This window comes from Streptomyces sp. NPDC096048, assembly GCF_044763415.1.
Lineage (GTDB): Bacteria > Actinomycetota > Actinomycetes > Streptomycetales > Streptomycetaceae > Streptomyces.
In genome coordinates, this window is sequence record NZ_JBIWGG010000024.1 from 1 (window position 1) to 16,070 (window position 16,070).

Consider the following 16,070-nt stretch of genomic DNA (forward strand, 5'->3'; position numbering starts at 1 on the left):
CCACCGGCACCCGCATGGATCAGCACCCGCTCCCCCGCCGACAGACCGGCCAGATCACGGAAGGCGTACAGCGCGGTGAGGAACACCAGCGGCACGGAGGCCGCCTGCTCCTTGGTCCAGCCGTCGGGGACGCGGGCCAAGTAGTGCGCGTCGGCGACGACGACGGGGCCGAAGCCGCCGGGCACGGTGCCCAGGACGCGGTCGCCGGGCGCGAGACCGGTGACGGCCTCGCCGACGGCGGTGACCGTGCCGGTGGCCTCGGTGCCCATCGGGCCGGACTCGCCGGGGTACATGCCGAGCGCGTTCAGTACGTCGCGGAAGTTCAGGCCGGTGGCGTCCACGTCGATGCGTACCTCGTGGGCGCCGAGTGGTGCCAGGACTTCCGGGCAGGGAGCCAGGACGAGGTTGTCCAGGCTGCCCTTGCCGGTGGTGTCGAGACGCCACGGCACCCCGGTCGGCGCGAGCAGGCCGGGCGCGGTGGTGAGCCGGTCGAGCCGGCCGACGAGGGCGGTGCCCCCGCGTACGGCGAACTGGGCGTCACCGGTGGCGAGCAGCCCCGGCAGGCCGGGCAGCAGGGTCCGCAGGGCGTCGGGGGCGGCCGGTGGGCCGGATTGTGCGGAGGCGTCCGTCGCGCCCGGGTCCACGGCCGGGTTCGGGTCCAGGTCCAGCAGGACGAACCGGTCGGGGTTCTCGGACTGGGCGGAGCGCACCAGGCCCCAGGCGGCGGCCGCCGCGAGGTCGTGGACCGTCTCCGTGTCGTCCGCGGCGACCGCGCCCCGGGTGACGAACACCAGCCGCGAGCGGTCGAGCCCCCGGGTGTCCAGCCACTCCTGGACCAGGTTCAGGGTGCGGGTGGTCAGCGCGTGGACCGCGCCGGGCACGTCGTTCCCGGCCGCGTACGGGTCGCCGGCGCCCGCAGGGCCGTCGTACGTTCCGCCGAGGGGTACGAGGACGAAGTCCGGGGCGGCGGAGGTGTCCGCGTCGGTGGCGGTGAGGTCGGCGAGGGAGGTCAGGCTGCCGCCGGCGCCGAACACGTCCTCGCCCAGGACCGTGGCGGTCAGGCCTTCGGTGGGCTTGACCTCGGGGGCCGCGGTCCAGTCGAGCCGGAACACCGGTTCCTGACCGCCACCGACCACCGGGGCACGGGGGACGCTCGGGGCGCGCAGTACCAGGGACCGGGCGGAGAGCACCGGGGCGCCCTCGGCGTCGGCGGCGGTCAGCCGGACCGACTCGTCGCCGAGCCGGGTGATCCGCACCCGCAGGGTGGTCGCGCCGGCGGCGTGCAGGGAGACGCCGTTCCAGGCGAACGGCAGCAGCGGATTGTCGGCGCTGCCGACTCCGAGGTAGCCGTTCGCGTGCTGGACGGCGTCCAGCAGGGCGGGGTGCATCCCGAAGTACTGGGCGTCCCCGGCGATCTCCTCGGGAAGCGTGACCTCCGCGAACGCCTCCTCCCCGCGGACCCACACCTGGCGCAGTCCGTGGAAGGACGGCCCGTACTCGGTGCGGCTGTAGTCGCCGTCGAACTCCACGGACACCGCGTCGGCCGGTGGCCAGACGGGAGTCTCGAAGGGGTCGCTGCGCTCCTCGACGGCGAGGACACCGTCGGCGTGCCGGGTCCAGGGACCGTCGACGGCGTCGGAGGGGCGGGAGTAGAAGGTGAGCGAGCGGGAGCCGTCCTCGCCGGGGGCGCCGATGACGACCTGGACGGAGGTGGGCACCTTCTCGTCGAGGACCATAGGGGCGGCCAGGACGAGTTCCTCGACGCGGGCGCAGCCGACCTGATCGGCGGCGCGGATCGCCATCTCCAGGTAGCCCGTGCCGGGCATCATGACCGTTCCACCCACCTTGTGGTCGAGCAGCCAGGGGTGCACCTGCAAGGAGATCTGGCTGGTGAACAGGGCTCCCTCGGAGTCGGCGAGCGGGACGGCCGCGCCGAGGAGCGGGTGGTCGGCGGAGATGAGGCCCGCCGTGCTGACGTCGCCGGTGAGGGCGGCCGGGCGCGGCCAGTAGCGTTCGCGCTGGAAGGCGTAGGTCGGCAGCTCGGTGCGGCGGGCTCCGGTGCCGTGGAACCAGGCGGCCCAGTCGACGTGCACGCCGGTGACGTGGAGAGCGGCGAGCGCGGTGAGCAGGGCGGTCTCCTCGTCGCGGTCCTTTCGCAGGGCCGGGACGGCGACCGCCTCGTCCCGCTCGTCGGCGTCCAGGACGCGCTGGGTGAGGGCGGTGAGGACGCCGCCGGGGCCGATCTCCAGGTAGGCGTCGGCGCCCGCTTCGGCCAAGGCGCGTACTCCGTCGGCGAACCGGACGGTGGCGCGGACGTGGTCCACCCAGTACTCGGGGGTGGTCAGCTGCCCCGGCTCGGCGACCGCACCGGTGACGTTGGAGACGACCGGGATACGGGGCTCGGCGTACCGCAGGGTCTCGGCGACGCGGCGGAAGTGCGCGAGCATCGGCTCGATCAGCGGCGAGTGGAAGGCGTGACTGACCGCCAGCCGCTGGGTCTTGCGGCCCTCGGCGGCGAACGCGGCGGCCAGGGACAGGACTTCCCGCTCCGCACCGGACAGGACGACGGAGTCCGGGCCGTTGACCGCACCCAGGGCAACCCCCTCCGTCAGCCGCGGCGCCACCTCGGCCTCGGTCGCCTGCACGGCCACCATCGCACCGCCCGCCGGCAGCTCCTGCATCAGCCGGGCCCGGGCCGCCACCAGCGCGCACGCGTCCTCCAGCGAGAACACCCCCGCCACGTGCGCGGCCGCGATCTCACCGACGGAATGCCCCGCCACGAACTCCGGTGCGACACCCCACGACTCCACCAGCCGGAACAAGGCCACCTCGACCGCGAACAGCGCGGGCTGGGTGTATCCGGTGGTGTCCAGGAGAGCGGCCTCGGACGTCCCCTCCGGTGCGAACAGCACCTCGCGCAGCGGACGGGCCAGTTCGGTGTCGAGGCGGGCCATGACCTCGTCCAGCGCGTCGGCGAATGCCGGGAAGCGCGCGTACAGCTCACGCCCCGTCCCCGCCCGCTGCGAGCCCTGCCCGGAGAAGAGCATCGCGAGGCCGCGGTGGGCGGCCCGGCCGCGGGCGACCTCGGCCGGGGCGCCGTCGGGCCCGGCGAGCAGCACCGCGCGGTGGTCGAACCGGGTGCGGCCGGTGGCGAGGGAGAAGCCCACGTCGAGCGGTTCGGTGCCGGTGAGCGCCGTGACACTCGCGATCTGGGCGTCCAGGGCCTGGCCGGACTTTGCCGACACCGGCCACGGCACGACGGAGGGGGTGGTCCTCGGGTCCTCGGCGGTCTTCGGTTCGTCGGCTCCGGGGGCCTCGGGGGCCTCGGGGGCCTCGGGGGCCTCGGGGGCCTGCTCGATGATGGTGTGCGCGTTGGTGCCGCTGATGCCGAAGGACGAGATGCCCGCCCGCCAGGGGCGTCCCGTCTCGGGCCAGGCTGTCTCCTCGGTGAGCAGCCGGATCGCCCCGGCTTCCCAGTCGACGTGCGTGGACGGCCGGTCGATGTGCAGGGACTTGGGCAGGACGCCGTGGCGCATCGCCATGACCGTCTTGATGATGCCGGCGACACCGGCGGCGGCCTGGGTGTGGCCGATGTTCGACTTGACGGAGCCGAGCAGCAGCGGCCGTTCGGGGTCGCGGTCCTGGCCGTAGGTGGCGAGGAGCGCCTGGGCCTCGATGGGGTCGCCGAGCGGGGTGCCGGTGCCGTGGCCCTCGACGGCGTCCACGTCGGCGGGGGTGAGCCCGGCGCCGGCGAGGGCCTGGCGGATGACGCGCTGCTGGGACGGCCCGTTGGGCGCGGTGAGACCGTTGGAGGCACCGTCCTGGTTGACGGCCGAGCCCCGGACGACGGCGAGGACCTCGTGCCCGTTGCGGCGGGCGTCCGAAAGACGCTCCACGACGAGCAGGCCGACGCCCTCGGACCAGCCGGTGCCGTCGGCCCCGTCCGCGTACGCCTTGCAGCGGCCGTCGGTGGCCAGGCCGTTCTGGAGGGTGAACCCGGAGAACGCGGACGGCGTGCTCATCATGGTGATGCCGCCCGCCACGGCCAGGTCGCACTCGCCGGCGCGCAGGGCCTGCATCGCCCAGTGCAGGGCGACCAGGGAGGAGGAACAGGCGGTGTCGACGGTGACCGCCGGGCCCTCCAGGCCGAAGGTGTAGGCGAGGCGGCCGGAGACGACGCTCGCGGCCAGTCCGGTGCCGGCGTGCCCCTCCAGGTCTTCGCGGCTGTTCATGACGAGGGTGGAGTAGTCCTGGCCGTTGGTGCCGACGAACACGCCCGTACGGCTGCCGCGCAGCCCGTCGGGGTCGATGCCCGACCGTTCGAACGCCTCCCACGTGCTCTCCAGCAGGAGCCGCTGCTGCGGGTCCATCGCCAGGGCCTCGCGCGGCGAGATGCCGAAGAAGGCGGCGTCGAACTCGGCGGCCCCGGCGAGGAAGCCGCCGTGCAGGGTGGCGCTGCGGCCGCGGCCGTCGGCGCCACCGGACGTCAGTGTGGCGAGGTCCCACCCGCGGTCCTCGGGGAAGGCCTCGATCCCGTCGCGCCCCTCGCTGAGCATCGTCCACAGGTCCTGCGGGGAGCGCACCCCGCCGGGCAGGCGGCAGGCCATGCCGACGATGACGACGGGGTCCTCGGCCAGGGCGGCCGCGGTGGCCGGGTCGGGAGCGGGACTGCCCTGCTCGCCGAGCAGTTCGGCCACGAGGTGCGCGGCGAGCGCCTGCGCGGTCGGGTAGTCGTACACCGTGGTGGCGGGCAGCCGCAGCCCGGTGGCGAGGGCGAGCCGGTTCGGCAGCTCGATCGCGGTGAGCGAGTCGAAGCCCAGGTCGCGGAAGTTCCGGTCGGGGGCGACGGCCTCCGGGCCGGGGTGACCGAGGACGAAGGCCGCGTGGGTGCGCACCAGGTCCGTCACGAGCCCGGTCCGCTCGTCGGCGGGCAGGTCGCGCAGCCGGTCCACGAGCCCGGACGCGGTACTCCTGGTCCGGTCCCGGGTGTCCTCGGCGTCGGCCAGTGCCTGCCGGGCCTCCGGCAGGTCGCGCAGAAGCGCGTTGCCGCGCATCCCGATGAGGCCGTCCAGGACCTGCGGCTGGCGCGGGTCGAGGAGCACGGTCACGGTCTCCGGCCGGGTGACGGCCTGCCGCAGCGCGGCCACCGCCAGGTCGGGGTGGACGGCCGGGTGGCCGGCGGCACGCCGTGCGGGCCTCCCCTCGCCCTCGGACCGCTGCGCGTCCGCGGGGCCGTCGGGCTCGTCGCCGACCCAGGCGCCCCAGGCCACCGAGGTGGCGGGCAGGCCCGCGTCGCGTCGGTGCCGGGCGAGCGCGTCGAGGACGGCGGTGGCCGCGGCGAGGCTGGCGCGGCCGGCCGTGCCGACGGTGCCGGCGACGGAGGAGCACAGGACGAACGCGTCCAGGTCCAGACCCTGCGTCAGTTCGTGCAGGTGCAAGGCGGGCACGGTCCTGGCACGGTGCGGAGCGCCGTACCGCTCGGGGCTGAGTTCGTCGAGGACGCCGTCGTCGACTACCCCCGCGGCGTGCACCACCGCGGTGAGCGGGATGTCGGCCGCGATGTCCGCGAGGACGTCGGCCAGTGCCCCGCGGTCGGCCGCGTCACAGGCGGTGAGGGTGACACGGACACCCAGTCCCTCCAGTTCGGCGCGGAGGTCACCGGCGCCGGGTGCCTCGGGCCCGCGCCGGCTCAGCAGCACCAGGTGCTCGGCGCCCGCGGTCGCGAGCCGTCGGGCCAGGTGGGCGCCCCGGCCGCCGGTGCCGCCGGTGACGAGGACCGTGCCGCGCGGTTCCCAGCCGGTGTCGGGGGCCGTGTCCGGCGCCGGGACCAGGCGGCGGCCGAAGACCGCGGAGGCGCGGACGGCGACCTGGTCCTCGCCGTCGTGGCCGGCGAGGACGGCGGCGAACCGGCGGGCGGTCCGCTCGTCCAGCTCGGCGGGCAGGTCTACGAGACCGCCCCAGGCGGCGGGGTGTTCCAGCGCGGCGACCCGCCCGATACCCCAGACGGCCGCCTGGACGGGAGCGGTGAGCGCCTCGGAGGCGGCCACGGCGACCGCTCCCCGGGTCACGCACCACAGGGGTGCGGTGACGCCGGCGTCGAGGAGGGCCTGGAACAGGACCGCGGTCGCGACGGCGGGCACACCGGGTCCGTCGGGCAGCGCGGCGGCCTCCGACGAGTCGGCGAGGGCCAGCAGGGACACCACGCCCGTCAAGGCGGAGCCGTCGGCCGAGAGCCCGCGCAACCGTCCGGCGAGCGTCTCGCGCCCGGCGGTGTCCTCGGGGCCGAGGGTGAGGCGTACGACGTCGGTGCCGACGGCGTCGAGCACGGCGGAGGTCCACGGGTCCTCGGCCAGTGCGGCGGGCACCACGGCCAGCCAGGTGCCGGAAGGGACGGGCGCGTTGGCCGGCAGCGACAGCGGCCTCCACGCCTCGTGGTGCCGGTGGGAATCGACCATCGCCTGGTCACGCCGCCTGCGCCGCCAGGTCGACAGGGCGGGCAGCACGGCGCCCAGCGCGTCGGTGTCCACGTCCAGGTCGGAGGCGAGACCGGTGAGGTCCTCCCCCTCGACGGCCGTCCAGAAGGCGTGGTCCAGCGGATCGGCACTCCCGGCATCTTCGGCGGGGCGCCGGGTGTCGGGCCAGAAGCGGGCGCGCTGGAAGGCGTAGGTGGGCAGGTCGGCTCGTCGGGCACCGGTGCCGTCGAAGACGCGGGCCCAGTCGACCCGGGCCCCCTCGACGTGGAGCTGGGCCAGCGCGGTGAGCAGCGCGGATTCCTCGTCGCGGTCCTTGCGCAGCGCGGGGACGACCAACGCTCCGGCGGCGGCGTCGATGCTCTGCTGCGCGAGGGCGGTGAGGACGCCGCCGGGGCCGATCTCCAGGAAGGCGTCGGCACCGGCATCGGCGAGCGCGCGCACGCCGTCGGCGAACCGGACAGTCGCACGGACGTGGCCCACCCAGTAGGCGGGACTGGTCAGCTGCCCCGGCTCCGCGACCGCACCCGTGACGTTCGAGACGACCGGGATGCGCGGTTCGGAGTACTCCAGGGTCTCGGCGACACGGCGGAAGGCGTCCAGCATCGGCTCCATCAACACCGAGTGGAAGGCGTGACTGACCGACAGCCGCTGCGTCTTGCGCCCCTCGCCCGCGAACACATCCGCCAACGCGGCAACTTCCGCCTCCGGACCTGCGATGACCACAGAATCCGGGCCGTTCACCGCCGCCACAGACAGACCGCCGGTGACACGGTCGGCGATCTCCGCCTCAGCCGCCCGCACGGCCACCATCGCACCACCCGCGGGCAACTCCTGCATCAGCCGGGCCCGGGCCGCCACCAGCGCACACGCATCCCCCAGCGAGAACACACCCGCCACATACGCGGCCACGATCTCACCGACGGAATGACCCGCCACAAACCCCGGTGTGACACCCCACGACTCCACCAGCCGGAACAACGCCACCTCGACCGCGAACAACGCGGGCTGCGTATAACCAGTGGAGTCCAGAAGGGCCGCCTCCTCACTGCCCTCCTCCGCGAACAACACCTCACGCAACGGCCGATCACACTGCGGATCGAGCAGGACCAGGACCTCGTCGAGCGCCGCCGCGAACACCGGGAAACGGGCGTACAACTCACGCCCCATCCCCACCCGCTGCGACCCCTGACCGGAGAACAGCACCGCCAGCGAACGCTCGACGGCACGACCACGCGCCACCTCCACCGGCTCCCCCGCACCGTCGACGGAAGCCAGCAGGACCGCGCGGTGCTCGAAGGCGGAGCGCTCGGTGGCGAGCGTCAGGCCCACGTCCAGTGGGGTGGGTCCGGTGACGGAGGTGATCCGGGTGAGCTGTGCATCCAGCGCCTCCGGGGACTTCGCGGACACCGGCCACGGGACGACGGCTGGGGAGGCCTCCGGTTCCCGGGCGGGCACCGGCTCGTCGTCCTGGGGGGCCTGCTCGATGATGGTGTGCGCGTTGGTCCCGCTGATGCCGAAGGACGACACGGCGGCGCGGCGCGGACGGCCGGTCTCCGGCCAGGCGGTGGTCTCGGTCAGCAGGCGTACGTCGCCCTCGGTCCAGTCGACGTGCGTGGACGGCCGGTCGATGTGCAGGGACTTGGGCAGGACGCCGTGCCGGAGCGCCATGACGGTCTTGATGACGCCCGCGACTCCGGCGGCGGCCTGGGCGTGTCCGATGTTCGACTTGATGGAGCCCAGCAGCAGCGGCCGGTCCTCGGGGCGGTCCTGACCGTACGTCGCGAGCAGGGCCTGGGCCTCGATGGGGTCACCCAGGGTGGTGCCCGTGCCGTGCGCCTCGACCGCGTCCACGTCGGCGGGGGTGAGCCCGGCGCCGGCCAGGGCCTGGCGGATAACGCGCTGCTGGGACGGCCCGTTGGGGGCGGTGAGGCCGTTGGAGGCACCGTCCTGGTTGACGGCCGAGCCACGCAGGACCGCGAGGACCGGGTGGCCGTTGCGGCGGGCGTCGGACAGCCGCTCCACGACCAGGATGCCGACGCCCTCGGACCAGCCCGTGCCGTCGGCGGCGTCCGCGAAGGCCTTGCACCGGCCGTCGGGGGCGAGGCCGCCCTGCCGGGTGAAGCCCGCGTAGCCCATGGCGGTGGACATGACGGTGACGCCGCCGGCGAGGGCCAGGTCGGCTTCGCCGGAACGCAGCGCGTGCGCCGCCCAGTGGAGGGCGACCAGGGAGGACGAGCAGGCGGTGTCGATGGTGACCGCCGGGCCCTCCAGGCCGAACGTGTAGGACAGGCGTCCGGAGATGACGCTGGTGGCGAGGCCGGTGGGGGCGTGTCCCTCGGCGTCCTGACGGGAGTTCATGACGAGGGTGGTGTAGTCCTGACCGCTGGTGCCGACGAAGACGCCGGTGCGGCTGCCGCGCACGGTGGCGGGCTCGATACCGGCGCGTTCGAACGCCTCCCAGGAGGTCTCCAGGAGCAGGCGCTGCTGCGGGTCCATCGCCAGGGCCTCGCGCGGCGAGATCCCGAAGAACCCGGCGTCGAAGTCCGCCACGTCGTACAGGAAGCCGCCCTCGGAGGTGGCGCTGCGGCCGTGGCCGCCCTCACCGCCCCGCCGGAGGGTCTCCAGGTCCCACCCTCGATCGGTCGGGAACGCGGAGATGCCTTCGCCGCCGTCGATGACCAGTTGCCACAGCTCCTCGGGAGAGCTGACGCCACCGGGCATCCGGCAGGCCATGCCGACGATGACGACCGGGTCCTCGGCCAGGGCCGCGGAGACGGTGACCGGGGCGGCCGTGCCGGTGGCGCGCTGCTCGTCGAGCAGGGCGGAGACCAGGTGCTCGGCGAGAACGGTGGGCGTGGGGTAGTCGAAGACCAGGGTCGCGGGGAGGCGCAGACCGGTGGCCGTGGTCAGCCGGTTGCGCAGTTCGACCGCGGTGAGCGAGTCGAAGCCGAGGTCGTGGAAGTCGCGGTCGGCGTCGATGGCCTTGACCGAGGAGTGCCCGAGGACCGGGGCGGCCTCGGCGCGGACCAGGTCGACCGCGAAGCGCAGGCGCTCCTGCTCGCGCAGGTCGAGGAGTTGCCGGGTGACGGCCGCGGCGGTGCTCGCGCCGCCGACGGCCGTCGCGGCGGTGCGGCGGGTGCCGCGTACCAGGTTGCGCAGCAGCGACGGGACGTCGCCGGGCATCCTGCTGCTGCCGGATGCGCCGATCGGCACGAGGTACGGCTCGTCGGAGGCCGTGGCGGCGTCCCACAGGGCGAGGCCCTGTTCGACGGTGAGGGGCGGTGCGGCGGCCGCCGTCATGCGGCGCGCGTCCGTGTCGGAGAGGGTGCCGGTCATTCCGACGCTCTGTTCCCAGGCGCCCCAGGCCAGTGACAGGCCCGGCAGGCCCTCGGCCGCACGCCGCTGGGCCAGCACGTCCAGGAACACGTTCGCCGCCGCGTAGCCGGCCTGCCCCGCACTGCCCATCACACCCGACACCGACGAGAACACCACGAACGCCGCCAGACCCGAGTCGCGCGTCAGCTCATGCAGATGCCAGGCCCCGTCCACCTTCGGACGCAGCACACCCGACAACCGCTCCCCCGACAACGACGTCACCACACCGTCGTCGAGAACACCCGCCGTGTGCACCACCGCCGTCAACGGATGCTCCACCGGCACCGACGCCAGCAACCCCTCCACCTGCGCACGATCGGCCACATCACACGCCCGCACCTCGACGACCGCGCCCAGCCCCTCCAACTCCGCACAGAAGGCACCCACACCCTCGGCCGCCGGACCACGCCGCGACACCAGCAACAGACGACGCACCCCACGCACCGCCACCAGATGACGGGCCAGCACCCGGCCCAGACCACCCGTACCACCCGTCACCAGAACCGTGCCCTCACGATCCCAACGCGACGGCATCCGCAGCACGATCTTCCCCACGTGCCCGGCCCGGCTCATGAACCTGAACGCCTCACGCGCCCGCCGCACATCCCACACCCGCACCGGCAACGGACTCAACACACCGTCGGTGAAGAGGCCGACGAGTTCGCCGAGCATCTCGTGGATGCGTTCGGGTCCGGCTTCGCCGAGGTCGAAGGCGCGGTAACGCACCCCACCGCCCACCGACTCCGGATCACGGACATCGGTCTTGCCCATCTCCAGGAACCGGCCACCGGGCGCCGTGATCCGCAGCGAGGCGTCCACGAACTCACCCGCCAGCGCGTTCAGCACCACATCCATCCCACGGCCACCGGTGACCGCACGGAACTTCCCCTCGAAACCCACATCCCGCGAAGACGCGATGTGATCCTCGTCCAGACCCAGCCCCCGCAGAACCTCCCACTTGCCCTCACTGGCCGTCGCGAACACCTCGGCACCCAGATGACGCGCCAACTGCACCGCCGCCATCCCCACACCACCGGCACCCGCATGGATCAGCACCCGCTCCCCCGCCGACAGACCGGCGAGTTCGGTGAGTCCGTAGTGGGCGGTGAGGAAGACGAGCGGTACCGAGGCCGCCACCTCGTCGCTCCAGCCGTCGGGGACGCGGACGAGGAACCGCTCGTCGATCAGCGCCTCGGTGGCGAGGCCGCCGGGCACCATGCCCATCACCCGGTCGCCGACCGCGAGACCGGTCACCTCGGGACCCACGGCGGTCACGACACCGGTCGCCTCGGCGCCGAGGAGTCCGGCCTCGCCGGGGTACATGCCGAGCGCGTTCAGCACGTCACGGAAGTTCAGACCCGCGGCCCGCACCTCCAGGCGGACCTGCCTGCCCGCCGGCGCCTCCAGCACCTCGGGGCAGGCGCGCAGCGTCAGCGCGTCCAGGTTGCCCGGGTCCGTGCTGTCCAGGCGCCACGGGCCCTCGACGGGCGGCAGCAGGCCGGGGCCGGCCACCGCGCGGTCGAGCCGCGCCACCAGCACCGCGCCCTCCCGGACCGCGAACTGGGCGTCGCCGTCCGCGAGCGGCGCGGGCAGCCGCGCCAGGACATCCTCGACGTGGGCGGCCTCGTCCAGGTCGACCAGGGCGAATCGGCCCGGGTTCTCGGACTGCGCGGCGCGGACCAGACCCCAGACGGCGGCGGCGGGCAGGTCCTCGACCCGGTCCTCGGGGCCGGCCTGGACGGCGCGGCGGGTGACGAACACCAGACGGGAGCCGGCGAACCGCTCCTGGGCGAGCCACTCCTGCACCAGGCCGAGGGCGCGCGCGGAGAGCTTGTGGGTGGCGAGGGGCACGTCCCGGCCCTCGGTCCCGTCGCCGGTGTCACCGGGGAACGGCACGCAGACGAGGTCTTCCTCACCGGTGAGCCCGGTCAGGACGGCTGCGGCGTCGTCCTCGCCCGGTGCGGCGACGATGGCGTGCCGGAAGGAAGGGGCGGTGTCTCCGGACCCCCGGGCCTCCGGCGTCCCCGGGGCCTCCGGCGTCCCCGGGGCTTCCGGCAGCGGCGACCACAACAGGCGGAGCAGCGAGTCCAGCTCCGGGCGGCGGGTGGCGGGGGCCTGTGTCCCCGCCGGAACGCGGAGCACCAGCGACTCGGCAGACAGGACGGGGGCGCCCTCGATGTCGACGGCGGCGATGGACACCGATTCCTCGCCGGTACGCGCGACCCGGAAGCGGACCACGGAGGCGCCGCCCGCGTGCAGCGACACCCCTGCCCACAGGAACGGCAGCAACTTGTGCTCGTCGTCCAGACCGGCGAAGCCGACGGACTGGACGGCGGCGTCGAGCAGCGCCGGGTGCATGCCGTAGTAGCCGGCGTCGTCTGCCTGGGACGGCAGCGTCGCCTCGACGAAGGCCTCCTCGTCACGGGTCCAGACGGCACGGATGGTGCGGAAGACGGGACCGTACTCGGTGCGGTCGTAGAAGCCTTCCAGGTCGACGGCGACGGCACCCTCCGGCGGCCAGACCGAGGCGTCCAGGGGCAGGACGGCGGCGCCGGTGGTCAGGACGCCGGAGGCGTGCTCGGTCCAGGTCTCCTCGGAGGCGTCGGCCGGCCGGGAGTACAGGCCGACCGTGCGGGAGCCGCTCTCGTCAGGGGCGCCGGCCCACACCTGCACGACGACGGCGGCATCCTCTGGCAGCAGCAGCGGCGTGGCGAGGGTGAACTCCTCTACCCGGTCACAGCCGACCTCGTCCCCGGCGCGGACGGCCAGTTCCAGGAAGCCGGTGGCGGGGAACAGCACCATGCCGCCGCCGACGGTGTGGTCGGCGAGCCAGGGGTGGGTGGAGAGGGAGAGACGCCCGGTGAAAAGGACTCCCTCGGAAGCGGCGAGGGCCGTGGCGGCACCGAGCAGCGGGTGCTCGGCGGGCCGGAGCCCGGCGCCGGTGACATCACCGGTGTGCGTGGCCGGGCGCGGCCAGTAGCGCTCGTGGTGGAAGGCATACGTCGGCAGCGCGACGCGGCGCGCAGCTGTCCCCTCGAAGCAGCGGACCCAGTCGATGTCCGTGCCGGCCACGTGGAGCTGGGCCAGCGCGGTGAGCAGCGCGGACTCCTCGTCGCGGTCCTTGCGCAGCGCGGGGACGACCAACGCTCCGGCGGCGGCGTCGATGCTCTGCTGGGCGAGAGCGGTCAGGACGCCGCCGGGGCCGATCTCCAGGAAGGCGTCGGCACCGGCACCGGCGAGCGCGCGCACGCCGTCGGCGAACCGGACAGTCGCACGGACGTGCTCCACCCAGTAGGCGGGACTGGTCAGCTGCCCCGGCTCCGCGACCGCACCCGTGACATTGGAGACGACCGGGATACGGGGTTCGGCATACGTCAGCCCCTGCGCCACCTGACGGAAGGCGTCCAGCATCGGCTCCATCAACACCGAGTGGAAGGCGTGACTGACCGACAGCCGCTGCGTCTTGCGCCCCTCACCCGCGCACACATCCGCCAACGCGGCAACTTCCGCCTCCGGACCTGCGATGACCACAGAATCCGGGCCGTTCACCGCCGCCACAGACAGACCGCCGGTGACACGGTCGGCGATCTCCGCCTCAGCCGCCCGCACGGCCACCATCGCACCACCCGCGGGCAACTCCTGCATCAGCCGGGCCCGGGCCGCCACCAGCGCACACGCATCCCCCAGCGAGAACACACCCGCCACATACGCGGCCACGATCTCACCGACGGAATGCCCCGCCACGAACCCCGGTGCGACACCCCACGACTCCACCAGCCGGAACAACGCCACCTCGACCGCGAACAACGCGGGCTGCGTATAACCAGTGGAGTCCAGAAGGGCCGCCTCCTCACTGCCCTCCTCCGCGAACAACACCTCACGCAACGGCCGATCGCACTGCGGGTCCAGCAGGACGAGAACCTCGTCGAGCGCCGCCGCGAACACCGGGAAACGGGCGTACAACTCACGCCCCATCCCCACCCGCTGCGACCCCTGACCGGAGAACAGCACCGCCAGCGAACGCTCGACGGCACGACCACGCGCCACCTCCACCGGCTCCCCCGCACCGTCGACGGAAGCCAGCAGGACCACGCGGTGCTCGAAGGCGGAGCGGCCGGTGGCCAGGGAGAAGCCCAGGTCCAGTGGGGAGGCGTCGAGCGCGGTGATCCGGTCCAGTTGTCCGGGCAGGGCCTCTTCGGTGCGGGCGGAAACGGGATACGGCACGACGGCCGGGAGGACCGCGGGCTCCTCCGGGGTCGTGGTGGTCTCCGGCTCGGCGGTGGCCGGCTCCGGCTGCTCGAGGATCACGTGGGCGTTGGTGCCGCTGAGGCCGAAGGAGGAGACACCGGCACGCCAGGGGCGCCCGGTCTCCGGCCAGGGGGTCTTCTCGGTGAGCAGGCGGACCGCCCCGGCCTCCCAGTCGACGTGTGTGGACGGCCGGTCGACGTGCAGGGACTTGGGCAGGGTGCCGTGGCGCATGGCGAGCACCATCTTGATGACGCCCGCGGCACCGGCGGCGGCCTGGGTGTGACCGATGTTCGACTTGATGGAGCCCAGCAGCAGCGGCCGCTCCGGGCCCCGGTCCCTGCCGTAGGTGGCGAGGAGTGCCTGGGCCTCGATGGGGTCACCCAGGGTGGTGCCCGTGCCGTGCGCCTCGACCGCGTCCACGTCGGCGGGGGTGAGCCCGGCGCCGGCCAGGGCCTGGCGGATGACACGCTGCTGGGACGGCCCGTTGGGCGCCGTCAGACCGTTGGAGGCACCGTCCTGGTTGATGGCCGAGCCGCGCACGACGGCCAGCACTTCGTGGCCGTTGCGCCGGGCGTCGGAGAGTCGCTCCAGGACGAGCAGGCCGACGCCCTCGGACCAGCCGGTGCCGTCGGCCGCGTCCGCGAAGGCCTTGCAGAGACCGTCGCCGGCGAGGCCGCCCTGCCGGGTGAACCCGGAGAAATTCATCGGGGTCGAGAGGATGGTGACGCCGCCCGCGAGCGCGAGGGAGCTCTCCCCGCTGCGCAGTGACTGGGCGGCGAGGTGGAGCGCGACGAGCGAGGAGGAGCAGGCGGTGTCGACGGTGAGCGCCGGTCCCTCCAGGCCCAGGGCGTAGGAGACCCGGCCGGAGATGACACTGGTGGCCAGGCCGGTGCTCGCGTGTCCCTCGACGTCCTCGCGGGAGGTCATGACGAGGTTGGCGTAGTCCTGGCCCGTAGTGCCCACGAAGATGCCGGTGGCGGTGCCCCGCAGGCCCGTTGGGTCGATGCCGGCGCGTTCGAACGCCTCCCAGGAGGTCTCCAGGAGCAGGCGCTGCTGCGGGTCCATCGCCAGGGCCTCGCGCGGCGAGATCCCGAAGAACCCGGCGTCGAAGCCGCCGACGTCGACCAGGAAGCCGCCGCGCCGGGTGGCGCTGACGCCCCGGCTGTCGGGACCGCCGCCGAACAGGGAGTTCAGGTCCCAGCCGCGGTCGGTGGGGAAGTCGGTGATGCGGTCTTCCCCGTCGGCGAGCATCCGCCACAGGTCGTCCGGGGTGGCGATGCCGCCGGGCATCCGGCAGGCCATGCCGACGATGACGACCGGGTCCTCGGCCACCTCGGCCGCCACGACGGGCATGCCGGTCTCACCGTGCTCGTCGAGGAGTTCGCCCACCAGGTGTTCGGCGAGACCGTGCGGGGTGGGGTAGTCGAAGACCAGGGTGGCGGTGAGCCGCAGGCCGGTGACGGTGGTCAGGCGGTTGCGCAGTTCGACCGCGGTGAGCGAGTCGAAGCCCAGTTCGCGGAACTCGTGGCCGGGTTCGACGGCCTTGGCCGAGGAGTGGCCGAGCACGGCGGCGGCCTCGGCCCGCACCAGTTCGACGGCGTGGCGGACCCGGTCGTCCGCCGGCATGTCCAGGAGGCTGCGGGCGAGGTCGGCCGCGGTGCTCGCGCCGCCGCTGGCGGTCGCGGCGGTGCGGCGGGTGCCTCGTACCAGGTTGCGCAGCAGTGGTGGCACCGCTCCGGGCATCCGGTTGTCGCCGGAGGTGGCTCCGACGGCGACGACCAGGGGCTCGTCGGATCCGGTGGCCGTGTCGAAGAGGGCCAGCCCGCGTTCGACGGGGAGGGGCGCGGCTCCGGAAGCGGCGATGCGCTGCATGTCGGCCTCGGAGAGGGTGCCGGTCATTCCGACGCTCTGTTCCCAGGCGCCCCAGGCCAGTGACAGGCCCGGCAGGCCCTCGGCCGCACGCCGCTGGGCCAG

The 16,070-nt window shown here is 74.0% G+C and carries 1 protein-coding gene; it reads right to left on the minus strand.

The features are described from left to right. On the minus strand, nt 1-16,070 hold a 16,070-nt coding region (locus tag ACIQ6R_RS36935; protein WP_404226425.1), incomplete at both ends, for a type I polyketide synthase.